The 25,392-nt window shown below is 32.3% G+C and carries 25 protein-coding genes; 19 read left to right on the top strand and 6 right to left on the bottom strand.

From position 1 onward, the window contains the following. Nucleotides 1–223 precede the first annotated feature (223 nt). Genes mntC through IDG64_RS01725 form a run of 3 tightly spaced genes read right to left on the bottom strand, consistent with a single transcriptional unit; the run spans nt 224 to nt 2,723 of the window. Nucleotides 224–1,153 carry a manganese ABC transporter substrate-binding lipoprotein MntC gene (gene mntC, locus IDG64_RS01735; RefSeq protein WP_000737654.1) on the bottom strand — a complete coding sequence of 310 codons (930 nt, stop codon included), beginning with the start codon at nt 1,151–1,153 and terminating at the stop codon, nt 224–226. Beyond that, nucleotides 1,150–1,986 (bottom strand): metal ABC transporter permease, encoded by an 837-nt coding sequence (locus IDG64_RS01730; protein ID WP_000889252.1) that lies wholly within the window; start codon nt 1,984–1,986, stop codon nt 1,150–1,152. Before IDG64_RS01730 ends, mntC begins: the two co-directional genes overlap by 4 nt. Further along, nucleotides 1,980–2,723 carry a metal ABC transporter ATP-binding protein gene (locus tag IDG64_RS01725; protein ID WP_206171276.1) on the bottom strand — a complete coding sequence of 248 codons (744 nt, stop codon included), beginning with the start codon at nt 2,721–2,723 and terminating at the stop codon, nt 1,980–1,982. Before IDG64_RS01725 ends, IDG64_RS01730 begins: the two co-directional genes overlap by 7 nt. Nucleotides 2,724–2,844: 121 nt before the next feature. On the opposite strand from IDG64_RS01725, the gene IDG64_RS01720 reads away from it, so the two are divergent. After that, entirely contained in the window at nt 2,845–3,489 is a 645-nt protein-coding gene (locus tag IDG64_RS01720) for a metal-dependent transcriptional regulator (protein WP_000954654.1), read from the top strand. A 79-nt stretch (nt 3,490–3,568) separates the two neighbouring features. Here IDG64_RS01720 and IDG64_RS01715 read toward each other — a convergent pair whose 3' ends face one another. Further along, complete coding sequence (locus IDG64_RS01715; RefSeq protein WP_001108545.1) at nt 3,569–4,321, bottom strand: M50 family metallopeptidase; 753 nt, start codon at nt 4,319–4,321, stop codon at nt 3,569–3,571. A gap of 235 nt (nt 4,322–4,556) precedes the next feature. Here IDG64_RS01715 and tarA point away from each other — a divergent pair, with 235 nt between their 5' ends. After that, on the top strand, nt 4,557–5,321 hold the full coding sequence (tarA, locus tag IDG64_RS01710; protein WP_000215389.1) for an N-acetylglucosaminyldiphosphoundecaprenol N-acetyl-beta-D-mannosaminyltransferase TarA: 765 nt from the start codon (nt 4,557–4,559) through the stop codon (nt 5,319–5,321). A gap of 60 nt (nt 5,322–5,381) precedes the next feature. Here tarA and tagH read toward each other — a convergent pair whose 3' ends face one another. Beyond that, complete coding sequence (gene tagH / locus IDG64_RS01705; protein ID WP_001103231.1) at nt 5,382–6,176, bottom strand: teichoic acids export ABC transporter ATP-binding subunit TagH; 795 nt, start codon at nt 6,174–6,176, stop codon at nt 5,382–5,384. A gap of 346 nt (nt 6,177–6,522) precedes the next feature. Here tagH and tagG point away from each other — a divergent pair, with 346 nt between their 5' ends. From tagG to tagD, 4 genes are all read left to right on the top strand, one after another. Then, entirely contained in the window at nt 6,523–7,335 is an 813-nt protein-coding gene (gene tagG, locus IDG64_RS01700) for a teichoic acids export ABC transporter permease subunit TagG (RefSeq protein WP_001273058.1), read from the top strand. Nucleotides 7,336–7,433: 98 nt separating this feature from the next. Then, a complete protein-coding gene (gene tarB, locus IDG64_RS01695; RefSeq protein WP_001101618.1) occupies nt 7,434–8,537 on the top strand; it encodes a teichoic acid glycerol-phosphate primase TarB in 1,104 nt (367 codons plus the stop codon). Beyond that, nucleotides 8,534–9,595 (top strand): glycosyltransferase family 2 protein, encoded by a 1,062-nt coding sequence (locus IDG64_RS01690; protein WP_001212877.1) that lies wholly within the window; start codon nt 8,534–8,536, stop codon nt 9,593–9,595. Before tarB ends, IDG64_RS01690 begins: the two co-directional genes overlap by 4 nt. A 62-nt stretch (nt 9,596–9,657) precedes the next feature. Beyond that, nucleotides 9,658–10,056, top strand: a complete 399-nt coding sequence (gene tagD / locus IDG64_RS01685) for a glycerol-3-phosphate cytidylyltransferase (RefSeq protein ID WP_000832260.1) — start codon at nt 9,658–9,660, stop codon at nt 10,054–10,056. Between the two features lie 116 nt (nt 10,057–10,172). On the opposite strand, the gene pbp4 is transcribed toward tagD, so the two are convergent. Then, complete coding sequence (pbp4, locus tag IDG64_RS01680; RefSeq protein ID WP_000793066.1) at nt 10,173–11,468, bottom strand: penicillin-binding protein PBP4; 1,296 nt, start codon at nt 11,466–11,468, stop codon at nt 10,173–10,175. A 420-nt stretch (nt 11,469–11,888) separates the two neighbouring features. Here pbp4 and IDG64_RS01675 point away from each other — a divergent pair, with 420 nt between their 5' ends. From IDG64_RS01675 to IDG64_RS01615, 13 genes are all read left to right on the top strand, one after another. After that, the gene (locus IDG64_RS01675) at nt 11,889–13,616 is read left to right on the top strand and encodes an ABC transporter ATP-binding protein (RefSeq protein WP_000817954.1); all 1,728 of its coding nucleotides are present in this window, start codon (nt 11,889–11,891) and stop codon (nt 13,614–13,616) included. 358 nt (nt 13,617–13,974) lie between these two features. After that, entirely contained in the window at nt 13,975–15,204 is a 1,230-nt protein-coding gene (locus tag IDG64_RS01670) for a NupC/NupG family nucleoside CNT transporter (RefSeq protein ID WP_200626247.1), read from the top strand. A gap of 254 nt (nt 15,205–15,458) precedes the next feature. Further along, a complete protein-coding gene (locus IDG64_RS01665; RefSeq protein WP_001788321.1) occupies nt 15,459–15,551 on the top strand; it encodes a hypothetical protein in 93 nt (30 codons plus the stop codon). A gap of 177 nt (nt 15,552–15,728) precedes the next feature. Continuing rightward, complete coding sequence (locus IDG64_RS01660; protein WP_001044662.1) at nt 15,729–16,562, top strand: YitT family protein; 834 nt, start codon at nt 15,729–15,731, stop codon at nt 16,560–16,562. 281 nt (nt 16,563–16,843) lie between these two features. Continuing rightward, complete coding sequence (locus IDG64_RS01655; RefSeq protein ID WP_001080809.1) at nt 16,844–17,641, top strand: ABC transporter ATP-binding protein; 798 nt, start codon at nt 16,844–16,846, stop codon at nt 17,639–17,641. A gap of 35 nt (nt 17,642–17,676) precedes the next feature. After that, nucleotides 17,677–18,681, top strand: a complete 1,005-nt coding sequence (locus IDG64_RS01650) for a FecCD family ABC transporter permease (RefSeq protein ID WP_000184754.1) — start codon at nt 17,677–17,679, stop codon at nt 18,679–18,681. After that, nucleotides 18,678–19,694, top strand: coding sequence for a FecCD family ABC transporter permease (locus IDG64_RS01645; RefSeq protein WP_000625897.1), 1,017 nt, complete (start codon nt 18,678–18,680; stop codon nt 19,692–19,694). Before IDG64_RS01650 ends, IDG64_RS01645 begins: the two co-directional genes overlap by 4 nt. 299 nt (nt 19,695–19,993) lie before the next feature. After that, nucleotides 19,994–20,962, top strand: coding sequence for a dihydroxyacetone kinase subunit DhaK (gene dhaK, locus IDG64_RS01640; protein WP_000976266.1), 969 nt, complete (start codon nt 19,994–19,996; stop codon nt 20,960–20,962). A gap of 41 nt (nt 20,963–21,003) precedes the next feature. Further along, nucleotides 21,004–21,588, top strand: a complete 585-nt coding sequence (gene dhaL, locus IDG64_RS01635) for a dihydroxyacetone kinase subunit DhaL (RefSeq protein WP_000867200.1) — start codon at nt 21,004–21,006, stop codon at nt 21,586–21,588. Beyond that, a complete protein-coding gene (gene dhaM, locus IDG64_RS01630; protein WP_001124169.1) occupies nt 21,581–21,943 on the top strand; it encodes a dihydroxyacetone kinase phosphoryl donor subunit DhaM in 363 nt (120 codons plus the stop codon). Before dhaL ends, dhaM begins: the two co-directional genes overlap by 8 nt. A gap of 115 nt (nt 21,944–22,058) precedes the next feature. Next, complete coding sequence (locus IDG64_RS01625; protein WP_001164085.1) at nt 22,059–22,556, top strand: hypothetical protein; 498 nt, start codon at nt 22,059–22,061, stop codon at nt 22,554–22,556. A 456-nt stretch (nt 22,557–23,012) separates the two neighbouring features. After that, nucleotides 23,013–24,080 carry a YkvI family membrane protein gene (locus tag IDG64_RS01620; RefSeq protein ID WP_000980137.1) on the top strand — a complete coding sequence of 356 codons (1,068 nt, stop codon included), beginning with the start codon at nt 23,013–23,015 and terminating at the stop codon, nt 24,078–24,080. A 150-nt stretch (nt 24,081–24,230) separates the two neighbouring features. Continuing rightward, nucleotides 24,231–25,274, top strand: a complete 1,044-nt coding sequence (locus IDG64_RS01615; protein ID WP_001030771.1) for an alpha/beta hydrolase — start codon at nt 24,231–24,233, stop codon at nt 25,272–25,274. Nucleotides 25,275–25,392: the final 118 nt, after the last annotated feature.

The following is a 25,392-nucleotide window of genomic DNA, read 5'->3' as shown; positions in this document are numbered from 1 at the left end:
TTCTAGCTTTTCTCTTTCGTTCAAAGAGAAGTTCTAATACCACCATATCGTGCGATCGGGAACGGTATATATATTAATAGGAGGGTAATATATATTTAACGCACGATATGGGACTATTAGCCTTCGACTTTGTTATGTTGATGTGTGGCCTAAAATATTGGAGATACCAATATTTTAGGTTGCATCAACATCAATTCATCTTACTTCATTAAAACACAGCGTGTTATTTCATGCTTCCGTGTACAGTTTCAATATTTGATTTCATCATTTTGTAGTAAGAGTCACCTTTAGTGCCTTCTTTACCGATTGAATCTGTGTACACTTCACCAAAGATATCTTTCTTCGTTTCTTCAGATAAACTTTCCATTGCTTTCTTATCAACACTTGTTTCTACTAATAAGTGTTTTAATTTGTGCTTTTTAACAAACTCAATAGCTTGTCTCATTTGTTCAGGTGTACCTTGTTTTTCAGTGTTAATTTCCCAAATATAACCTGGTGTAATACCGTATTGTTTTGAGAAGTACTTGAAGGCACCTTCACTTGTAATCATGGCACGTTGTTCTTTTGGAATGTCATTAAATTTGTCTTTACTGTCATTATTTAATTTTTCCAATTGAGCAATGTATTTGTTACCTTGCTTTTCATAATCTGCTTTATGTTTTTTGTCGTTATCGATAAATGTTTGTTGAATTGTTTTTACGTATTTAATACCGTTATCTAAACTTAACCATGCGTGTGGATCTTGTTTATCTTTGTTGCCTTCTTCACCGTTTAAATAGATAGGTTTAACATCTTTTGATACTGCGATAACTTTTTTATCTTTTAATGATTTACCAGCCTGTTCTAAGGCTTTTTCAAACCAACCGTTACCAGTCTCTAAATTTAATCCGTTGTATAAAATAACGTCAGCGTCAGTTAACTTTTTAATATCTTTAGGTTTAACTTCATATTCATGAGGATCTTGACCAACAGGTACAATACTATGAATATCGACGTTGTCCCCACCAACATTTTTAGCCATATCATATAAAATTGAATTCGTCGTTACTACTTTTAATTTGCCATTTGACTTATCACTGCTTTGTTTACCACCAGTACCACATGCAGCAACTAGAAGTAATAAGGCTAATAATAAAGGTACTAATTTTTTCATGTTAAACTTCCTCGTTTCTTTCTATTCGTAAATTTTGTGAAAAATAATGTGATGATATAAATTACAAACGTACAAAGTACGATTGTCGCACCACTAGGAATGTTGTAAATATAGCTGTAATAAAGTCCGACAATTGAACTTATGACACTTATTAAACTTGCTATAATCATCATTGAGTATAGTTTTTTACTAATTAAAAATGCTGTAGATGCAGGTGTAATTAATAATGCAACTACAAGAATAATACCTACCGTTTGAATACTTGCTACTGTTACTAATGAGAGTAACAACATCACAAAGTAATGTAATAACGTCGTATTTAGACCACTCATTCTACTAAACGTTGGATCGAATGTAGAAATCATTAATGGACGATAGAAAATAATGATTAGAATAAGGACGATTGAACCAATCACAATAGTTGTTAAAAATGCACTATTTGTGATTGCCAGTAAATTACCAAACAGAATATGGTACAAATCTGTCGTAGTGTTTATTAAGCTAATAATAATAATCCCCGAAGCTAAGAAAGCGGTAAAACTAATTCCAATAGCGGCGTCAGGTTTCGTTTTACTACTAGATGTGATATAACCGATAAAAATACTTGCGATCATACCAGTTATAAGTGCGCCTACAAACATTGGAATACCAAATAAGAATGATAGGGCAACACCAGGTAATACTGCGTGACTCATTGCATCTCCCATTAATGAAAGACCACGTAATACAATTAAACTACCAACTGTACCACAAACTATCCCTACAATAATTGAAGTTATCAATGCTCGATTCAAGAATTGATATGTAAATAAATGTTCGACAAACTCTAACATGTTATATTGCTCCTTTGACTAGGGTCACTACAGTCAGTGCTACTCATAAATGTTTCGTTTAAGCGAGTGACACTCATAGCCTCTTCACTATCACCAAAGTATCGTAATGTTTGATTTAATAGAATAATGCGATCAAAGTATTGCTTTACTTTTGATAGATCATGGTGGATGATAAGAATAAGTTTTCCTTGTTGTTTTAAGTTCTCGATTTTTGTCATGATTAATTTTTCGCTACTAAAATCAATTCCGACAAACGGCTCATCTAGAAAATAAACTTCACTTTCGGACATCAATGCTCTTGCTACTAGCACACGTTGTAATTGTCCACCACTTAATTCTGAAATTTGTCGATGACGTAAAGATTCTAATTCTAAATCGCTTAATAACTGTTTGAGTTTATCCCTTGCTGATTTATTAGGTCGTCTAAACCATTCAATTTCTTTGTAGCAACCTGATAAAATCACTTGTTCCACACTTATAGGAAAATCTAAATCAATATGTGCTTTTTGTGGAATATATGTAATATGTTGCAGTTGTTGTTGTATAGGTTTGTTATATAACAATTTAGTACCGGTAGCATTAAATTCACCAATTAAAGACTTGATAAGGGAAGATTTACCAGCACCATTCGGGCCCATGATACCAATTATTTCGCCGCGTACTGGTATCGATAAGGAAATGTTTTTAAGTACATGCTTATTACCTAAAAACAGATTTAAATCTTTTGTTTCTAACAAACGTTTATACCTCCTAATTAAAAGTTTAGGCTAACCTAATTAACTGTATAATAAACTGAGAATATTTATCATGTCAAGTAAATTCGTGATATAATATAGACAATGTATGTGAGGTGAAAGTATGTTAACTGAAGAAAAAGAGGACTATTTAAAGGCAATCCTTACGAATAATGGCGATAAAAACTTTGTGACAAATAAAATCTTATCTCAATTTTTAAATATTAAGCCTCCATCTGTAAGTGAAATGGTAGGACGTCTTGAAAAAGCAGGCTATGTTGAAACAAAACCATACAAAGGTGTTAGATTAACAGAGGATGGTTTAACGCATACGCTTGATATCATTAAGAGACATCGACTATTAGAATTATTTTTAATAGAAATATTGAAATATAATTGGGAAGAAGTACATCAAGAAGCAGAAATTTTAGAACATCGAATTTCAGATTTATTTGTTGAAAGGCTGGATAGCTTGTTAAATTTCCCAGAAACTTGCCCGCACGGCGGTGTGATTCCTAGAAATAATGAATATAAAGAGAAATATATAACAACGATATTGAATTATGAACCTGGCGATATCGTTACAATCAAACGTGTGAGAGATAAGACCGATTTGCTAATATATTTGTCTAGTAAAGATATTTCTATTGGTAATGAAGTGGAAATTGTATCGAAAGATGAAATGAATAAAGTAATTATCATTAAACGTAATGATAATGTAATTATTGTCAGTTACGAAAATGCAATGAACATGTTTGCTGAAAAATAAAATAAAGAAGCCATAAAGATATCCATGATTGAACTGATAAAGACATATGGATAATTGCTTTAGGCTTCTTTTTTATTAGTTAATTTATCAAGTGAGTATATTTGAGTAAAATATTCACTGCATAAAGATTGAAGATAATCCAGATTGTACTATAAATGAAGATAGGTACATGACTGAGTTCTTTAAGTGCACTACCATCCCACTGTGGACTCGGACGCTGGAAAGTCAATTTAGCAATCGTCCAACTAGATTGTAGAACTTCGCCTAATAATACACCTAAAATATATTGATAACTCATTGTGACAAGTAGTTGAATTTCTACTATATTTTCATCTTTTAATATAAAATACAACATGATAGAAATTAAAGTTATAACAACAATGGGTGAGCCTTTTCTAGATGTTAAAATTAAAAAATAAATAAATATCAATAAATAGGTAAATATAAAGAAACTAGGTATCTGATAATGGCTCGACGCTAAACCTATCAATAACATAATAGGAGGCATAAAATAACCACCAATCGTTGTAAGCCATTGGCCTGCTAGATGTCTAGATTGTGTAATTGCGAATCCTTGTTGTAATGTCTGTTGTCGCTCTCGTGGACTTGTTACAATGACTAAATCTTTTGCACGGCCACCAGCGAGTTTATTAAACAGTACATGACCAAATTCATGTGTTAAAACAGGGATATAGTTTAAAATGACATCTAAATAGTTCAAAACAGGCTTATGTCTATATTGATGAATAGCAATATAACAAGCTGCAACAATAACGATAATGTATATATTAAGTTGAATTGTCGTATTAAAAAAGTTTGATAAATAATTCATTGTTAACCTCATATAAGATATTAATTTAAAGTTTGCTTAGCACTTATTATAAATGATATTGGCATCAATAGCGTTAGACTTTAGACTTACCTTAGTTAAACTAATTTTAATTTTTGAAAAGGTGAATATGTGTTAAAATAAAGCAAAATCATTTCGATATAAATAGGATGAATATAAATACTGTTAATATTGATTACACTAACATAATAATGAAATAAGATAGGAGATTCCTGTTATGACTGTTGAAGAAAGATCCAATACAGCCAAAGTTGACATTTTAGGGGTCGATTTTGATAATACAACAATGTTGCAAATGGTTGAAAATATTAAAACCTTTTTTGCAAATCAATCAACGAATAATCTTTTTATAGTAACAGCCAACCCTGAAATAGTGAATTACGCGACGACACATCAAGCGTATTTAGAGTTAATAAATCAAGCGAGCTATATTGTTGCTGATGGGACAGGAGTAGTCAAAGCTTCGCATCGTTTAAAGCAACCTCTAGCGCATCGTATACCTGGTATTGAGTTGATGGATGAATGTTTGAAAATTGCTCATGTAAATCATCAAAAAGTATTTTTGCTAGGGGCAACTAATGAAGTTGTAGAAGCGGCACAATATGCATTGCAACAAAGATATCCAAACATATCGTTTGCACATCATCACGGTTATATTGATTTAGAAGATGAGACAGTAGTGAAACGAATTAAACTGTTTAAACCTGATTACATATTTGTAGGTATGGGATTCCCTAAACAAGAAGAATGGATTATGACACATGAAAACCAATTTGAATCTACAGTGATGATGGGCGTAGGTGGTTCTCTTGAAGTATTTGCTGGGGCTAAAAAGAGAGCGCCTTATATCTTTAGAAAATTAAACATTGAATGGATATATAGAGCATTAATAGATTGGAAACGTATTGGTAGATTGAAGAGTATTCCAATATTTATGTATAAAATAGCCAAAGCAAAAAGAAAAATGAAAAAAGCGAAATAGTCATGATGATAAAAATAAAACCGAGGAAATCCTTAAATGGAGATTCTCGGTTTTTTCGGTTTATTTAATAACGAAGCGGGCCTCATCGAGTTTGTTTCTAAATTCTTTTTGTTCGGCTTTGGATTTCTTTTTAAAATCGTTAAGGAAAGCCTCATATTTAGGTAATACATCATCAAGTTCACCGTAATCTTTTAACTTTCCGCCTTCAATCCAAGCAATCTTAGTACAAAATTGTCTCACTTGGCCTAAGTTATGACTAACGAAAAAGATGGTTTTGTTTTGCTCTTTAAACTCGTAAATTTTATCTAAACATTTTTGTGCAAAAGTTTGGTCACCTACAGATAAAGCTTCGTCAATGACTAAGATATCTGGATTAACTGTGATATTAATTGAAAAACCAAGTTTTGCACGCATACCACTTGAATACTTTTTAACTGGTTGATAAATAAACTCACCAAGTTCACTAAATTCAATAATCTTAGGTGTCATCGCTTTAATTTCTTTTCGCTTAAAGCCCATACATAACATTTTAAATTCGATATTTTCAATCCCTGTAAGTTGTCCACTCAAGCCAGCACTAATTGCGATAACGCTGACTTCACCATTACGATCCACTTTGCCAACAGTAGGCGACAAAGAACCGCCAATGATATTGCTCAACGTTGATTTGCCGGAACCATTGATGCCAACAAGCCCTATGACGTCGCCTTCATATGCTTTTAAACTAATGTCATCTAAAGCGAAAAATGTTTTGTTTTTATGTTTGGGAATGAGCGCATCTTTCATACGTTCTTTATTTGTACGATAAATACGATATTCTTTTGTTACATTTTTAATGTTTACCGAAACGTTCATTTGTAGACCTTCCTTATTCACATTTATCTAGATTATAATATACTACTCAACAGTTGTTAAATTTTAAAACCTGTTGTAAAGTGTATAGAAGATTTTGTTATTATCAGAGTTGGTGTTTTGATACAAAATGTTAAGCATCAATGATAACAATGATATTTAAAAACTAAACTTATTTCAACTTACATGATTGTATACTATAATGTATTTGTAATAAACTAATATTTTAAAGAACTAGACAATAATTTTGATAGCATCCATGTATAGTGATAGTATTTACAACAATTATTATAATACTATTTAGTTAAGTAGAGAAATAGTTAAACATTTGAAAGTGTGGTTTAATGGAATGTCAGCAATAGGAACAGTTTTTAAAGAACATGTAAAGAACTTTTATTTAATTCAAAGACTGGCTCAGTTTCAAGTTAAAATTATCAATCATAGTAACTATTTAGGTGTTGCTTGGGAATTAATTAATCCTGTTATGCAAATTATGGTTTACTGGATGGTTTTTGGATTAGGAATAAGAAGTAATGCACCAATTCATGGTGTACCTTTTGTTTATTGGTTATTGGTTGGTATCAGTATGTGGTTCTTCATCAACCAAGGTATTTTAGAAGGTACTAAAGCAATTACACAAAAGTTTAATCAAGTATCGAAAATGAACTTCCCGTTATCGATAATACCGACATATATTGTGACAAGTAGATTTTATGGACATTTAGGCTTACTTTTACTTGTGATAATTGCATGTATGTTTACTGGTATTTATCCATCAATACATATCATTCAATTATTGATATATGTACCGTTTTGTTTTTTCTTAACTGCCTCGGTGACGTTATTAACATCAACACTCGGTGTGTTAGTTAGAGATACACAAATGTTAATGCAAGCAATATTAAGAATATTATTTTACTTTTCACCAATTTTGTGGCTACCAAAGAACCATGGTATCAGTGGTTTAATTCATGAAATGATGAAATATAATCCAGTTTACTTTATTGCTGAATCATACCGTGCAGCAATTTTATATCACGAATGGTATTTCATGGATCATTGGAAATTAATGTTATACAATTTCGGTATTGTTGCCATTTTCTTTGCAATTGGTGCGTACCTACACATGAAATATAGAGATCAATTTGCAGACTTCTTGTAATATATTTATATGACGAAACCCCGCTAACCATTAATAAATGGAAGTGGGGTTCATTTTTGTTTATAATTTAAGTAAATAACATATTAAGTTGGTGTATTATGAACGTTTTAATAAAGAAATTTTATCATTCGGTAGTTCGAATACTTTCTAAAATGATTACGCCTCAAGTGATTGATAAACCGCATATCGTATTTATGATGACTTTTCCAGAAGATATTAAGCCTATCATCAAAGCATTAAATAATTCGTCGTATCAGAAAATTGTTTTAACAACACCAAAACAAGCGCCTTATTTATCTGATCTTAGCGACGATGTTGATGTGATAGAAATGACTAATCGAACATTGGTAAAACAAATTAAGGCTTTGAAAAGCGCGCAGATGATTATTATCGATAATTATTACCTATTACTAGGTGGATATAATAAGACTTCTAATCAACACATTGTTCAAACGTGGCATGCAAGTGGTGCATTAAAAAACTTTGGATTAACAGATCATCAAGTCGATGTGTCTGACAAGGCAATGGTTCAGCAGTACCGTAAAGTTTATCAAGCGACGGATTTTTACTTAGTGGGTTGTGAACAAATGTCACAATGTTTTAAACAGTCTTTAGGCGCAACAGAAGAGCAAATGCTGTATTTTGGGCTTCCGAGAATTAATAAATATTACACAGCTGATAGAGCAACGGTTAAGGCAGAGTTAAAGGATAAATATGGAATTACAAATAAGTTGGTATTATATGTACCAACATATAGAGAAGATAAAGCAGATAATAGGGCTATTGATAAAGCTTATTTTGAAAAATGTTTACCAGGATATACACTGATTAATAAATTACATCCATCAATTGAAGATTCAGACATTGATGACGTATCTTCAATCGACACGTCTACATTAATGCTAATGTCAGATATAATTATTAGCGACTATAGTTCGCTGCCAATAGAAGCTAGCTTGTTAGATATTCCAACTATATTTTATGTGTATGATGAAGGAACATATGATAAGGTGAGAGGCCTGAATCAATTTTACAAAGCAATACCGGATAGCTACAAAGTGTATACTGAAGAAGATTTAATAATGACGATACAAGAAAAAGAACATCTATTAAGTCCGTTATTTAAAGATTGGCATAAGTATAATACTGATAAAAGTTTACATCAGCTCACAGAATATATAGATAAGATGGTGACAAAATGAGGTTTACGATAATCATACCTACATGTAATAATGAGGCAACAATTCGACAATTGTTAATATCTATTGAGAGTAAAGAACACTATAGAATCCTTTGTATTGATGGTGGTTCTACTGATCAAACAATTCCTATGATTGAACGGTTACAAAGAGAACTCAAGCATATTTCATTAATACAATTACAAAATGCTTCGATAGCTACGTGTATTAATAAAGGTTTGATGGATATCAAAACGACAGATCCACATGATAGTGACGCATTTATGGTCATAAAACCAACATCAATCGTATTGCCAGGTAAATTAGATAGGTTAACTGCTGCTTTCAAAAATAATGATAATATTGATATGGTAATAGGGCAGCGCGCTTTCAATTACCATGGTGAATGGAAATTGAAAAGTGCTGATGAGTTTATTAAAGACAATCGAATCGTTACATTAACGGAACAACCATATTTGTTATCAATGATGTCTTTTGACGGAAAGTTATTCAGTGCTAAATTTGCTGAATTACAGTGTGACGAAACTTTAGCTAACACTTACAATCACGAAATACTTGTCAAGGCGATGCAAAAAGCTACGGATATACATTTAGTTTCACAGATGATTGTCGGAGATAACGATATAGATACACATGCTACAAGTAACGATGAAGATTTTAATAGATATATCACAGAAATTATGAAAATAAGACAACGAGTCATGGAAATGTTACTATTACCTGAACAAAGGCTATTATATAGTGCTATGGTTGATCGTATTTTATTCAATAATTCATTAAAATATTATATGAACGAACACCCAGCAGTAACGCACACGACAATTCAACTCGTAAAAGACTATATTATGTCTATGCAGCATTCTGATTATGTATCGCAAAACATGTTTGACATTATAAATACAGTTGAATTTATTGGTGAGAATTGGGATAGAGAAATATACGAATTGTGGCGACAAACATTAATTCAAGTGGGCATTAATAGGCCGACTTATAAAAAATTCTTGATACAACTTAAAGGGAGAAAGTTTGCACATCGAACAAAATCAATGTTAAAACGATAACGTGTACATTGATGACCATAAACTGCAATCCTATGATGTGACAATATGAGGAGGATAACTTAATGAAACGTGTAATAACATATGGCACATATGACTTACTTCACTATGGTCATATCGAATTGCTTCGTCGTGCAAGAGAGATGGGCGATTATTTAATAGTAGCATTATCAACAGATGAATTTAATCAAATTAAACATAAAAAATCTTATTATGATTATGAACAACGAAAAATGATGCTTGAATCAATACGCTATGTCGATTTAGTCATTCCAGAAAAGGGCTGGGGACAAAAAGAAGACGATGTCGAAAAATTTGATGTAGATGTTTTTGTTATGGGACATGACTGGGAAGGTGAATTCGACTTCTTAAAGGATAAATGTGAAGTCATTTATTTAAAACGTACAGAAGGCATTTCGACGACTAAAATCAAACAAGAATTATATGGTAAAGATGCTAAATAAATTATATAGAACTATCGATACTAAACGATAAATTAACTTAGGTTATTATAAAATAAATATAAAACGGACAAGTTTCGCAGCTTTATAATGTGCAACTTGTCCGTTTTTAGTATGTTTTATTTTCTTTTTCTAAATAAACGATTGATTATCATATGAACAATAAGTGCTAATCCAGCGACTAGGCATGCACCACCAATGATAGTGAATAATGGATGTTCTGCCCACATACTTTTAGCAACAGTATTTGCCTTTTGAATAATTGGCTGATGAACTTCTACAGTTGGAGGTCCATAATCTTTATTAATAAATTCTCTTGGATAGTCCGCGTGTACTTTACCATCTTCGACTACAAGTTTATAATCTTTTTTACTAAAATCACTTGGTAAAACATCGTAAAGATCGTTTTCAACATAATATTTCTTACCATTTATCCTTTGCTCACCTTTAGACAATATTTTTACATATTTATACTGATCAAATGAGCGTTCCATTAATGCATTCCCCATCATATTACGTTGCTTCTCGCCACCAAGGTTTTTATAGTCTCCCGCACCCATGATAACTTGATTAATTCTAAATTTACCTCGTTTGGTAGTAATCGTATGGTTGTAATTTGCTGTATCACTTGATCCAGTTTTTAAACCATCTGTACCAGGCAAACTCATTTTTGCACCTTCCAATGAAAAGTTGAATGTGTAATACGTAACTGCATGCGTTGTTGGTGCTAACTGCTTTGTAAAGTCTAATATTTTAGGTGTCTCTTTAATCACGTGTAAATCTAAAATGGCATAGTCTCTAGCAGTCGTTACAGTACGTTCTTGGTCTTTATACTTTGTTGGTGCAAATGAACGTAATCTTGAATTTTCAGCACCCGTTGGATTGACGAAATGTGTATTTTTCATTCCGATAGCTTTAGCTTTGTTATTCATTAAATCAACGAAATCGCTGGTGTTTTTTGATACCTTCTTAGCTAAAATTAATGCCGCGGCATTACTAGAATTAGATACTGTAATTTGTAATAGGTCTGCGATTGTCCATACTTGTCCAGGATATAGTTTCGTATTACTCAACTCAGGTAGTGTAGACATAATATATTCTTTGTTCGTCATTGTGACTGTGTCATCAAGTGAAAGCTGCCCCTTATTTACAGCTTCCAATGTTAAGTACATTGTCATTAATTTAGTCATAGACGCTGGATTCCACTTAGTATCGATATTGTATTGATACAGTAATTGTCCAGTTTGACTTACATTAACAGCACTCGTCGGTTCGTATGCAGCCGACAAACCTGCATAACCATATTGATTTGCTGCTTGTACAGGGGTTACGTCACTGTTAGTAGCTTGTGCATATGGTGTCATAATACTTAATGTTAAACATAAAATGATGATAATAGATATTAAATTTTTCATAAAGCGTTAATCTTCCCTTTTCCAATTCTTAAATATTCCCTAAAAGCAATGGTTATTCCTACTTACGGAAATCATTGCTAATTCACTTCACCTTAATTAAATTGTTGAAAATAAAGTTTTCTGCAGTTAATTTGAAAAATAATGCAAATATATTACGTGTGTAGCTAAAGGTGTTATAATGTTTGTACGAAGAGCAAACTTACTCAAAAGCGATTAATTTTCATGTTTTAATATAAAGACTTTGAGAAGTTATTACAAAAAATGCAATAGAAATATTCTATCATATAAATGTTATGAGCGGTATTTTGGGGCAACACTTTATTTGATTTTTAAAGTTTTGTTGGGAGAAAGTATATGATAGAAATGCATGTATCTATCTAAATGAATTAACTATAAATTTCAAACAGAAGAGGTAAAACTATGAAACGAGAAAATCCATTGTTTTTCTTATTTAAAAAACTATCATGGCCAGTGGGTCTTATCGTTGCAGCTATCACTATTTCATCACTAGGGAGCTTAAGTGGACTATTAGTGCCACTGTTTACTGGACGAATTGTAGATAAATTTTCCGTGAGCCATATCAATTGGAATCTAATCGCATTATTTGGTGGTATCTTTGTCATCAATGCTTTATTAAGCGGATTAGGTTTATATTTATTAAGTAAAATTGGTGAAAAGATTATTTATGCGATACGCTCAGTTTTATGGGAGCATATCATACAATTAAAAATGCCATTCTTTGACAAAAATGAAAGTGGTCAATTAATGAGTCGATTAACTGACGATACGAAAGTGATAAATGAATTTATTTCACAAAAGCTACCTAACTTATTACCATCAATCGTTACATTAGTTGGGTCACTAATCATGTTATTTATTTTAGATTGGAAAATGACATTATTAACATTTATAACGATACCGATATTCGTTTTAATTATGATTCCTCTAGGTCGTATTATGCAAAAGATATCGACAAGTACACAATCTGAAATTGCAAACTTCAGTGGTTTGTTAGGGCGTGTCCTAACTGAAATGCGTCTTGTTAAAATATCAAATACAGAGCGTCTTGAATTAGATAATGCACATAAAAATTTGAATGAAATATATAAATTAGGTTTAAAACAGGCTAAAATTGCGGCAGTTGTACAACCAATTTCAGGTATAGTTATGTTGCTAACAATTGCAATTATTTTAGGTTTTGGTGCATTAGAAATTGCGACTGGTGCAATCACTGCAGGTACATTAATTGCAATGATATTTTATGTTATTCAGTTATCTATGCCTTTAATCAATCTTTCCACGTTAGTTACAGATTATAAAAAGGCAGTCGGTGCAAGTAGTAGAATATACGAAATCATGCAAGAACCTATTGAACCGACAGAAGCTCTTGAAGATTCTGAAAATGTATTAATTGATGACGGTGTATTGTCATTTGAACATGTAGACTTTAAATATGATGTGAAGAAAATATTAGATGATGTGTCGTTCCAAATCCCACAAGGTCAAGTGAGTGCTTTTGTAGGCCCTTCTGGGTCTGGTAAAAGTACGATATTTAATCTGATAGAACGTATGTATGAAATTGAGTCAGGTGATATTAAATATGGCCTTGAAAGTGTCTATGATATCCCGTTATCTAAGTGGCGACGCAAAATTGGATATGTTATGCAATCAAATTCGATGATGAGTGGTACAATTAGAGACAATATTTTATACGGAATTAATCGTCATGTTTCAGATGAAGAACTTATTAATTATGCTAAATTAGCGAACTGTCATGATTTTATCATGCAATTTGATGAAGGATATGACACGCTTGTAGGTGAACGAGGATTGAAACTGTCTGGCGGACAACGTCAACGTATTGATATTGCTAGAAGTTTTGTTAAAAATCCTGATATTTTGTTACTTGATGAAGCAACAGCTAATCTCGATAGTGAAAGTGAATTGAAAATTCAAGAAGCTTTAGAAACATTGATGGAAGGTAGAACAACGATTGTCATTGCGCATCGTTTGTCTACAATTAAAAAAGCCGGTCAAATTATATTCTTAGACAAAGGACAGGTAACAGGTAAAGGTACGCATTCAGAACTGATGGCATCACATGCGAAGTATAAAAACTTTGTAGTGTCTCAAAAATTAACAGATTAATTTTATATATATAAGTAAGCTTGGAGCAAATACACATATACCATCGAGGAAATTAAAGTGTGGCACATTGATGGATATAGATGTTAATAAATTGCTTCAAGCTTTTGTCTATTTTAAATCATTTGAGAAGTTACGACATAATAATTCTTAAATTAATGAAATCGATATTTTAAGAAAAAAATGCTCATGGTATAATACAAGTTATAAGCAAACATACATATATTAAATACTGTAGCCACGAGTCATAATTCTTCATATTTTACATAGCAATTTAACTGATTTTAGAGTCCACGGTACAGAAGTTTGATATTTCAATGTTTCTAAATTTTTAAAAAATTAAATCATAGGTGGGTGCCAAATGTTTTTATTAATCAACATTATTGGTCTAATTGTATTTCTTGGTATTGCGGTATTATTTTCAAGAGATCGCAAAAATATCCAATGGCAATCAATTGGGATCTTAGTTGTTTTAAACCTGTTTTTAGCATGGTTCTTTATTTATTTTGATTGGGGTCAAAAAGCAGTAAGAGGAGCAGCCAATGGTATCGCTTGGGTAGTTCAGTCAGCGCATGCTGGTACAGGTTTTGCATTTGCAAGTTTGACAAATGTTAAAATGATGGATATGGCTGTTGCAGCCTTATTCCCAATATTATTAATAGTGCCATTATTTGATATCTTAATGTACTTTAATATTTTACCGAAAATTATTGGAGGTATTGGTTGGTTACTAGCTAAAGTAACAAGACAACCTAAATTCGAGTCATTCTTTGGGATAGAAATGATGTTCTTAGGAAATACTGAAGCATTAGCCGTATCAAGTGAGCAACTAAAACGTATGAATGAAATGCGTGTATTAACAATCGCAATGATGTCAATGAGCTCTGTATCGGGAGCTATTGTAGGTGCGTATGTACAAATGATACCAGGAGAACTGGTACTAACGGCAATTCCACTAAATATCGTTAACGCGATTATTGTGTCATGCTTGTTGAATCCAGTAAGTGTTGAAGAGAAAGAAGATATTATTTACAGTCTTAAAAACAATGAAGTTGAACGTCAACCATTCTTCTCATTCCTTGGAGATTCTGTATTAGCAGCAGGTAAATTAGTATTAATCATCATCGCATTTGTTATTAGTTTTGTAGCGTTAGCTGATCTATTTGATCGTTTTATCAATTTGATTACAGGATTGATAGCAGGATGGATAGGCATAAAAGGTAGTTTCGGTTTAAACCAAATTTTAGGTGTGTTTATGTATCCATTTGCGCTATTACTCGGTTTACCTTATGATGAAGCGTGGTTGGTAGCACAACAAATGGCTAAGAAAATTGTTACAAATGAATTTGTTGTTATGGGTGAAATTTCTAAAGATATTGCATCTTATACACCACACCATCGTGCGGTTATTACAACATTCTTAATTTCATTTGCAAACTTCTCAACGATTGGTATGATTATCGGTACATTGAAAGGCATTGTTGATAAAAAGACATCAGACTTTGTATCTAAATATGTACCTATGATGCTATTATCAGGTATCCTAGTTTCATTATTAACAGCAGCTTTCGTTGGTTTATTTGCATGGTAATATGTCGAAGAGTGACTATGATAATACATTTTAACTAATAAATATGTCCAGGTATGTCGTCTATTGATATAGGTGAGATGCTTGGACTTTTTTATTATTGATATAAAGGTATTTAAATATTTTTAAAGTTACCGAAATTGAAGCATTATAAAAACCAAGTGCACATGGTAATACACTTGGCTTTTATGGGAAATGAATATTATTGTACATATGACAGTAAGGACTAGGTACAGTCATAGTACTTCGAGCAAAATTTGTTTTGTTATTATAAACAACACAAAGGAGATAACTTCTCTATTGAAGAAGTTAAAAACATTATAGCAGACAATGAAATGAAAGTAAATTAAAAATTCAGAATATTTTTAATTATTATATTGTGAGTGATATTTATTAGGGAAAGCTATTCTTCATATAAATTAGTTAAATAGTAAATCTTTGTTAGAACTCTTTCCATAGAGTTGTGACAGCATTTTTGTTGTGCTACTATTTTTATAGTCTAATAAATATATAAAGGGGATGGTTTCGTGAATAAAACGGTTAAAGATTTAATACTAGTTGTCTTAGGTTCATTTATCTTTGCTGCAGGTGTAAATGCATTTATTATTTCTGGTAACTTAGGTGAAGGCGGGGTTACAGGTTTAGCAATTATTTTATATTATGCGTTTCATATTTCACCAGCCATCACTAACTTCTTGGTCAACGCAGTATTGATTGCCATAGGTTATAAATTTTTGAGTAAGAGAAGTATGTACTTAACTATTCTTGTAACAATTCTTATTTCAATATTTTTGAGTTTAACAGAATCATGGCAAGTAGAAACTGGAAACAGCATTGTGAATGCCATTTTTGGTGGTGTAAGCGTTGGACTAGGAATCGGAGTAATTATCCTTGCAGGCGGTACAACAGCAGGTACAACAATTTTGGCGAGAATTGCAACGAAATACCTCGATGTAAGCACGCCATATGCTTTGCTTTTCTTCGATATGATCGTTGTTGCAATTTCACTTACAGTTATTCCACTTGATAAAGTATTAGTAACAGTAATATCACTTTATATAGGAACAAAAGTGATGGAATATGTCATAGAAGGTTTAAACACTAAAAAAGCTATGACGATTATTTCAACTAATCCCGACAAACTTGCCAAAGCAATAGACGAGCAAATTGGAAGAGGTTTAACCATTTTAAACGGACATGGCTATTATACGCGTGAAGAAAAAGATGTCTTATACGTTGTTATTTCTAAAACACAAGTTTCAAAAGCAAAGCGATTAATTAAACAAATCGATAAAGATGCATTCCTCGTAATTCATGATGTAAGAGATGTCTATGGTAATGGCTTTCTTGCAGATGAATAAATAAATGGTATGAGCACACATACTTAAATAGAAGTCCACGGACAAGTTTTTGAACTATGAAGACTTATCTGTGGGCGTTTTTTATTTTATAAAAGTAATATACAAGACATGACAAATCGAGCTATCCAATTTAAAAAGTAATGTTAGTCAATAAGATTGAAAAATGTTATAATGATGTTCATGATAATCATTATCAATTGGGATGCCTTTGAAAATTGATAATTTAAAAATAGAAATTATTTTTTATAAACAGAAAGAATTTTATTGAAAGTAGGGAAATTATGAATCGTTTGCATGGACAACAAGTTAAAATTGGTTACGGGGATAACACGATTATAAATAAATTAGATGTTGAAATACCAGATGGCAAAGTGACGTCAATCATTGGTCCTAACGGCTGCGGGAAATCTACTTTGCTAAAGGCATTGTCACGTTTATTGGCAGTTAAAGAAGGCGAAGTATTTTTAGATGGTGAAAATATTCATACACAATCTACGAAAGAGATTGCAAAAAAAATAGCCATTTTACCTCAATCACCTGAAGTAGCAGATGGCTTAACTGTTGGGGAATTAGTTTCATATGGTCGTTTTCCACATCAAAAAGGATTTGGTAGATTAACTGCTGAGGATAAGAAAGAAATTGATTGGGCAATGGAAGTTACAGGAACTGATACATTCCGACACCGTTCAATCAATGATTTAAGTGGTGGTCAAAGACAACGTGTTTGGATTGCAATGGCATTAGCACAAAGAACTGATATTATCTTTTTAGACGAACCAACAACATATTTAGATATCTGTCATCAATTAGAAATACTAGAATTAGTTCAGAAGCTAAATCAGGAACAAGGTTGTACAATTGTCATGGTTCTTCATGATATCAACCAAGCGATTCGTTTCTCAGATCATCTTATTGCGATGAAAGAAGGGGATATCATCGCTACAGGTTCAACAGAAGACGTATTAACACAGGAAATTTTAGAAAAAGTTTTCAATATTGATGTTGTTTTAAGTAAAGATCCTAAAACTGGAAAACCTTTATTGGTAACTTATGACTTATGTCGCAGAGCTTATTCTTAATTAAGTAAGTTAATATGATAAAAAGGACAATTAACATGACAAATAGAGAGAATTCAACGCCATTGAAGTTTTTAGCCTATATTATAGGTTTAAGTATGATACTACTAATCACACTATTTATTTCTACATTAATAGGTGACGCCAAAATTCAAGCCTCTACAATTATAGAGGCTATTTTTAATTATAATCCTAGCAATCAACAGCAAAACATCATCAATGAGATTAGGATTCCCAGAAATATAGCAGCAGTAATTGTGGGTATGGCGCTTGCAGTTTCTGGTGCGATTATACAAGGTGTTACCCGTAATAGTCTTGCTGATCCGGCGCTCATAGGTTTAAATTCAGGTGCTTCATTTGCTTTAGCATTAACATATGCAGTTTTACCAAACACTTCATTTTTAATATTGATGTTTGCTGGATTTTTAGGTGCTATTCTAGGAGGTGCTATTGTATTAATGATAGGCCGATCTAGACGTGATGGATTTAATCCGATGCGTATTATTTTAGCGGGTGCAGCAGTAAGTGCTATGTTAACAGCGCTAAGTCAAGGTATTGCATTAGCTTTTAGACTAAATCAAACAGTAACATTTTGGACTGCTGGAGGCGTTTCAGGCACAACATGGTCACACCTTAAGTGGGCAATTCCATTAATTGGTATTGCGTTATTCATTATATTAACAATTAGTAAACAACTTACCATTTTAAATCTTGGTGAATCATTAGCTAAAGGTTTAGGTCAAAATGTAACAATGATCAGAGGCATATGTTTAATTATTGCTATGATTCTAGCAGGTATTGCAGTTGCTATCGCTGGACAAGTTGCATTTGTAGGTTTGATGGTACCTCATATAGCAAGATTTTTAATTGGAACTGATTATGCTAAAATTCTACCATTAACAGCCTTGTTAGGTGGGATACTCGTGCTTGTTGCCGATGTGATAGCACGATATTTAGGAGAAGCGCCTGTTGGTGCAATCATTTCATTTATCGGTGTTCCTTACTTTTTATATTTAGTTAAAAAAGGAGGACGCTCAATATGATTAGTTCAAATAATAAACGCAGACAATGGATTGCACTGGCTGTTTTTAGCATTCTACTATTTCTAGGTTGTACTTGGAGTATTACCTCAGGTGAATACAACATACCTGTTGAAAGATTTTTCAAAACTTTAATTGGACAAGGTGATGCCATTGATGAGTTAATCTTATTAGATTTCAGATTACCTCGGATGACGATTACTATTTTGGCTGGCGCAGCGCTTAGTATTAGTGGTGCAATAGTGCAAAGTGTCACGAAAAATCCAATAGCTGAACCCGGTATATTAGGTATTAACGCAGGTGGCGGATTTGCAATCGCATTATTTATTGCAATTGGTAAAATTAATGCTGACAACTTTGTTTATGTACTGCCGTTAATAAGTATACTAGGTGGTATCGCCACTGCATTGATTATTTTTATTTTCAGTTTTAATAAAAATGAAGGTGTTACACCTGCGAGTATGGTATTAATAGGTGTAGGTTTACAAACAGCATTATATGGTGGCTCAATTACAATTATGTCAAAATTTGATGATAAGCAATCTGATTTCATCGCTGCTTGGTTTGCAGGTAATATTTGGGGTGACGAATGGCCATTTGTCATTGCATTTTTACCGTGGGTGTTGATTATTATTCCTTACTTACTATTTAAATCGAATACACTAAATATTATTCATACGGGTGATAATATTGCACGAGGTCTAGGTGTAAGGTTAAGCAGAGAACGTTTAATATTATTCTTTATCGCAGTGATGTTATCATCTGCTGCTGTAGCAGTAGCAGGTTCGATTTCGTTTATCGGATTAATGGGTCCGCATATTGCCAAACGTATCGTTGGACCACGTCACCAGTTGTTTTTACCAATTGCCATTTTAGTAGGGGCATGTTTACTTGTTATAGCTGATACAATTGGCAAAATTGTATTACAACCAGGTGGGGTTCCAGCAGGTATTGTCGTAGCAATTATTGGTGCACCGTATTTCTTATATTTAATGTACAAAACGAAAAATGTATAGTGTCAAAGGACACAACTTATTGCTATGAAAGGCACTTTATTATAAGGCTTTTCATAGCATTTTTTATTTAATGAGCCACTCAAGACTATTTATTTTTTATTTAATGAGCCACTCAAGACTATTTATTTTTTATTTAATGAGCCACTCAAGACTATTTATTTTTTCAATAATGAACCATTAAGTTATCAAGAGGATCTTATCAAAAATATATTTGATAACGGTATCAGGTTAATTCTTTATGATAGCGCATTCATTTATTCTGTTTTATACTATGACTGATAATACCAAGGAGGTACAACATGATGAAAAAGTTAATCAATAAAAAAGAAACATTTTTAACTGATATGCTTGAAGGATTGTTAATTGCGCACCCAGAGTTAGATCTGATTGCTAATACAGTTATTGTAAAAAAAGCTAAGAAAGAACATGGTGTAGCAATAGTCTCTGGAGGTGGAAGCGGTCATGAACCTGCGCATGCCGGTTTTGTTGCAGAAGGTATGCTAGATGCAGCGGTTTGTGGCGAAGTATTTACATCACCTACACCAGATAAAATATTAGAAGCTATTAAAGCAGTAGATACTGGTGATGGTGTATTACTAGTTGTAAAAAACTATGCAGGTGACGTGATGAATTTCGAAATGGCACAAGAGCTTGCAGAAATGGAAGGTATAAATGTTCAAACTGTTATTGTTCGTGACGACATTGCTGTGACAAACGAAGCACAACGTCGTGGTGTTGCAGGAACAGTGTTTGTTCATAAGCTTGCTGGTTATCTTGCTGAAAAAGGTTATTCATTAACAGAGATAAAATCGCGTGTAGAAGCGTTGTTACCTGAAATTAAAAGTATTGGTATGGCAATTGAGCCACCGCTTGTTCCAACTACTGGAAAATATGGCTTTGATATTGAAGACGACAAAATGGAAATCGGTATTGGTATACATGGTGAAAAAGGTATTCATAGGGAAGAAGTAAAGGATATTGATCATATTGTTGGAACATTGTTAGACGAATTGTATAAAGAAGTTACTGCCAATGATGTCATATTAATGGTAAATGGTATGGGTGGTACGCCGTTATCTGAATTAAATATCGTAACTAAATATATTCAACAAAATTTAGCTGCAAGAACGGTTAATGTTGCTAAATGGTTTGTTGGTGATTATATGACATCTTTAGACATGCAAGGTTTTTCTATAACTATCGTGCCTAATAAACCAGAATATTTGGAAGCATTTTTAGCACCAACAACAAGTCAATACTTTAAATAAGAAGTGAATATGAATAAATATACATTTATGAGGTGGCACAAATGAAAGTGAATGATATGAAAGCACGTTTATTAAATTTAGAAGAAACGTTTAAAAAACATGAATCTGAATTAACTGAATTAGATCGAGCAATTGGTGATGGTGACCACGGGGTTAACATGGTTCGTGGGTTTAGTAGTCTTAAAGACAAACTTGATGATAGCTCAATGCAATCATTGTTCAAATCAACTGGTATGGCATTGATGTCAAATGTTGGGGGTGCATCTGGACCACTGTATGGCTTTAGCTTTGTTAAAATGTCTGCAGTCACGAAAGATGATATGGATAATCAAGATTTCATTACACTAATTCAGGCATTTGCCGAAGCGGTTGAATCACGTGGTAAAGTTACTTTAAATGAAAAGACAATGTATGATGTAATAGCGCGAGCAGCAGAGAAGCTTAAAAATGGTGAAACTTTAACATTCAATGATTTACAGCAATTAGCAGATAATACAAAAGATATGGTAGCAACGAAAGGTAGAGCTGCATATTTTGGAGAAGAATCAAAAGGTTATATTGATCCAGGTGCTCAAAGTATGGTTTATATTTTAAACGCTTTGATTGGAGATGAAGATAATGCCTAAAATTATACTTGTTAGCCACAGTAAAGAAATTGCAAGTGGTACAAAATCTTTGTTAAAGCAAATGGCAGGTGACGTTGATATTATACCAATCGGGGGATTACCAGATGGTTCAATTGGAACTTCATTTGATATCATCCAAGAAGTTTTGACTAAATTAGAGGATGATGCATTGTGTTTTTACGATATTGGATCTTCAGAAATGAATGTAGATATGGCAATTGAAATGTATGATGGTAATCATCGTGTGTTAAAAGTTGATGCACCAATTGTTGAAGGCAGTTTTATCGCAGCAGTAAAGCTATCAATCGGCGGTTCAATTGATGATGCATTAGCAGAAATGAAACAATCATTTTAGTTAAAATTTACTAATAATGAAAAATGTAAACCTTTTTCAAATGAAACTTTATAAAAAATATGATAGTATATATGTAAATGTTTAATAAAATCTGGAGAAATAGGAGGACATTGCCATGCAACACCTTATAAAAAAACATGTATTGAATGGCGAGTTTGATTTAGTACGACAATTGATGTCCGAAACAGATTTTATGGAATTTGAAGAAGCATATATTTCAAGTGCGCATGAAGTAGAAAGTATGATGTTTTATACATGTATTTTAGATATGATTAAGTACGAAGAATCATCTGAAATGCATGACTTAGCATTTTTATTGCTTGTGTATCCACTAAGTGAATATGAAGGTGCTTTGGATTCTGCTTATTATCATGCAGACGCTTCCATAAAACTTACTGACGGCAAAGAAGTTAAAAGTTTGTTACAAATGTTATTATTGCATGCGATACCAACACCTGTTATTTCAGATAAGAAGGCTTTTGATATCGCCAAGCAAATTTTAAAATTAGATCCTAATAATAATGTTGCTCGTAACGTCTTAAAAGACACTGCCAAACGTATGGACAACGTTGTTGTTGATATAAATGAATTACACCAACGTAATGCACGTTAATTACATTTCAATTATATTAGCTTAATAATAGTTTTAACATTTGGTTGGGTTGGGACATATGTTCCAGCCTTTTTTAATACTTAAAAACTAACGAAGTATACTTGTGTGCACAAATGGTTTTTATACAACATTTTATAAATTTATACATTTTAATAAAGAACATACGATAGATGGTTTAAACCTTGTTAACTGAGAAATTTTGATATGTATTCTTCGAAATTTAACTAAATATACGAAATTCAAGAAGCACAATAATTAATCATTTTTCCTATACAAAAGTTCGTATGACTGCATTATAAAAGCATAAATTTATAATTTTTTTAAATGTCATTGAACGTGATAATGTGAATGGATTGAGCAATTTTGAAAAAGTGAAAAATAACCTATGCGACTTGCAATTAATTTTCAGTACGTTATAATGCACACTGTGCAAAATTAAGGAGGTCTATTATTCACATGATGATGAATAAAGAAGCAACAAAAATTGGATTTGCCTACGTCGGCATTGTAGTGGGCGCAGGATTTTCAACTGGACAAGAAGTTATGCAATTTTTCACTAAATATGGCTTGTGGGCTTATTTAGGTGTTATTATATCTGGTTTTATTTTAGCTTTTATTGGGCGCCAAGTAGCAAAAATTGGTACTGCCTTTGAAGCGACAAATCATGAATCAACATTACAATACGTATTCGGTGAAAAGTTTAGTAAAGTCTTTGATTATATTTTAATCTTCTTCTTATTTGGTATAGCTGTAACCATGATAGCTGGTGCAGGCGCAACATTTGAAGAAAGTTATAACATACCTACATGGCTAGGTGCTTTAATTATGACATTAGCGATTTATATTACGTTGCTATTAGACTTTAATAAAATAGTACGTGCACTAGGTATCGTTACACCATTTTTAATTGTTTTAGTTGTATTAATCGCTGGCGTTTATTTATTTAAAGGTCATGTTTCATTAGCAGAAGTTAACCAAGTAGTGCCTGAAGCAAGTATTTGGAAGGGAATCTGGTTTGGTACAATATATGGTGGATTAGCTTTTTCTGTAGGTTTTAGTACCATCGTAGCAATCGGTGGGGATACTGAAAAGCGTACAGTGTCAGGTGCAGGCGCGATGTATGGTGGTATTATCTATACTGTATTACTAGCATTGATCAACTTTGCATTGCAAAGTGAATATCCAACTATTAAAAATGCCTCAATTCCTACATTGACGTTAGCAAATAATATCCATCCTTTAATAGCAACAGTGTTATCTGTTATTATGCTGGCGGTTATGTATAATACTATTCTAGGACTAATGTATTCATTTGCAGCACGTTTTACAGAACCATACAGTAAAAATTATCATATCTTTATTATTATAATGATGGTAGCAGGTTATTTATTAAGTTTCGTAGGATTTGCTGAATTAATTAATAAGTTATATACAATTATGGGATATGTAGGCTTATTTATTGTAGTAGCTGTAATTATTAAATATTTCAAACGTAAAAATGCGGATAAAAAACATATTGCTTAATATCATATGAGGGATATCCGAAACTTTACAATTGAATCACTTTGTTTTAACCTTAAAAGCAATTCGTCTCTACTCTTATCGGGCGAATTGCTTTTTATATTTATTCAGTCTATTAATATGAGCGTCTAACAAATAGAGAGGTACGATGTAATGAATAAAGATAATAAATGGACGATGATAACTGCGCTTTTTATAACTGTAATCAGTGTATTGTTAGCATTTCATCTGAAACAACATTATGACCAAATTACAAATGAGAACCATGCTAATAAAGACAAAATTAATATTAAAAATAAAAATGTGCGCATTTATCAAAACCTTACATACAATAGAGTTTTCCCTAACAGTAAATTAGATATTATTACACCTGTTGATATGTCTTCTAATGCCAAACTGCCAGTTATTTTTTGGATGCACGGTGGTGGTTATATTGCGGGTGATAAGCAGTATAAAAACCCATTATTAGCGAAAATTGCTGAACAAGGGTACATTGTTGTGAATGTAAATTATGCATTGGCGCCACAATATAAATATCCCACACCATTAATTCAAATGAATCAAGCAACTCAATTCATTAAAGAAAATAAAATGAATTTACCTATTGATTTTAATCAAGTAATTATTGGCGGTGATTCTGCAGGTGCTCAATTAGCTAGCCAATTTACGGCAATACAGACGAATGATCGCTTAAGAGAAGCCATGAAATTTGATCAGTCATTCAAACCATCGCAAATTAAAGGTGCTATACTATTTGGTGGTTTTTATAATATGCAAACAGTTAGAGAAACTGAGTTTCCAAGAATACAGTTATTTATGAAAAGTTATACTGGCGAAGAAGATTGGGAAAAGAGTTTTAAAAACATTTCACAAATGTCGACAGTAAAACAATCGACAAAAAATTATCCACCAACATTTTTATCTGTTGGAGATAGCGATCCATTCGAAAGTCAAAATATAGAATTCAGTAAGAAATTACAAGAATTGAATGTACCAGTAGATACTTTGTTTTATGATGGTACGCATCATTTACATCATCAGTATCAATTTCACCTTAATAAACCAGAATCGATAGATAATATCAAAAAAGTGTTACTTTTCTTAAGTCGTAATACATCTTCTAGTGGTATTCAAACTGAAGAGAAACCACAAATAGAAAATCCGAGTAATGAATTACCGTTAAATCCTTTAAACTAATGATAAACAGTAGTAATTTATTACTTAAGCAACATTTAAGATCTTCAAATTGAAAACGAAGAATTTAAAACATGTGGGGCTAATGTGTAAGAGTCTGAGATATAATAAATTGTTAGCG

The sequence above is a fragment of the Staphylococcus sp. EG-SA-15 genome (assembly GCF_017151895.1).
In the GTDB taxonomy this organism is placed as follows: domain Bacteria; phylum Bacillota; class Bacilli; order Staphylococcales; family Staphylococcaceae; genus Staphylococcus; species Staphylococcus aureus.
The sequence above is the reverse complement of the archived record's forward strand: the minus strand, read 5'-3'. Positions and strand labels throughout refer to the sequence as shown.

Excerpts from the sequence above, each read along its gene's own strand:
- IDG64_RS01645 (WP_000625897.1), top strand. The coding sequence starts at position 18,678 with ATGATTAGTTCAAATAATAAACGCAGACAATGGATTGCACTGGCTGTT.
- IDG64_RS01615 (WP_001030771.1), top strand. The coding sequence starts at position 24,231 with ATGAATAAAGATAATAAATGGACGATGATAACTGCGCTTTTTATAACT.
- IDG64_RS01690 (WP_001212877.1), top strand. The coding sequence starts at position 8,534 with ATGAGGTTTACGATAATCATACCTACATGTAATAATGAGGCAACAATT.
- IDG64_RS01670 (WP_200626247.1), top strand. The coding sequence starts at position 13,975 with ATGTTTTTATTAATCAACATTATTGGTCTAATTGTATTTCTTGGTATT.
- tarB (WP_001101618.1), top strand. The coding sequence starts at position 7,434 with ATGAACGTTTTAATAAAGAAATTTTATCATTCGGTAGTTCGAATACTT.
- tagH (WP_001103231.1), bottom strand. The coding sequence starts at position 6,176 with ATGAACGTTTCGGTAAACATTAAAAATGTAACAAAAGAATATCGTATT.
- IDG64_RS01655 (WP_001080809.1), top strand. The coding sequence starts at position 16,844 with ATGAATCGTTTGCATGGACAACAAGTTAAAATTGGTTACGGGGATAAC.
- dhaK (WP_000976266.1), top strand. The coding sequence starts at position 19,994 with ATGATGAAAAAGTTAATCAATAAAAAAGAAACATTTTTAACTGATATG.
- IDG64_RS01675 (WP_000817954.1), top strand. The coding sequence starts at position 11,889 with ATGAAACGAGAAAATCCATTGTTTTTCTTATTTAAAAAACTATCATGG.
- tarA (WP_000215389.1), top strand. The coding sequence starts at position 4,557 with ATGACTGTTGAAGAAAGATCCAATACAGCCAAAGTTGACATTTTAGGG.
- IDG64_RS01650 (WP_000184754.1), top strand. The coding sequence starts at position 17,677 with ATGACAAATAGAGAGAATTCAACGCCATTGAAGTTTTTAGCCTATATT.
- IDG64_RS01715 (WP_001108545.1), bottom strand. The coding sequence starts at position 4,321 with ATGAATTATTTATCAAACTTTTTTAATACGACAATTCAACTTAATATA.
- IDG64_RS01620 (WP_000980137.1), top strand. The coding sequence starts at position 23,013 with ATGATGATGAATAAAGAAGCAACAAAAATTGGATTTGCCTACGTCGGC.
- IDG64_RS01720 (WP_000954654.1), top strand. The coding sequence starts at position 2,845 with ATGTTAACTGAAGAAAAAGAGGACTATTTAAAGGCAATCCTTACGAAT.
- mntC (WP_000737654.1), bottom strand. The coding sequence starts at position 1,153 with ATGAAAAAATTAGTACCTTTATTATTAGCCTTATTACTTCTAGTTGCT.
- tagD (WP_000832260.1), top strand. The coding sequence starts at position 9,658 with ATGAAACGTGTAATAACATATGGCACATATGACTTACTTCACTATGGT.
- pbp4 (WP_000793066.1), bottom strand. The coding sequence starts at position 11,468 with ATGAAAAATTTAATATCTATTATCATCATTTTATGTTTAACATTAAGT.
- tagG (WP_001273058.1), top strand. The coding sequence starts at position 6,523 with ATGTCAGCAATAGGAACAGTTTTTAAAGAACATGTAAAGAACTTTTAT.
- IDG64_RS01625 (WP_001164085.1), top strand. The coding sequence starts at position 22,059 with ATGCAACACCTTATAAAAAAACATGTATTGAATGGCGAGTTTGATTTA.
- dhaM (WP_001124169.1), top strand. The coding sequence starts at position 21,581 with ATGCCTAAAATTATACTTGTTAGCCACAGTAAAGAAATTGCAAGTGGT.
- IDG64_RS01730 (WP_000889252.1), bottom strand. The coding sequence starts at position 1,986 with ATGTTAGAGTTTGTCGAACATTTATTTACATATCAATTCTTGAATCGA.
- dhaL (WP_000867200.1), top strand. The coding sequence starts at position 21,004 with ATGAAAGTGAATGATATGAAAGCACGTTTATTAAATTTAGAAGAAACG.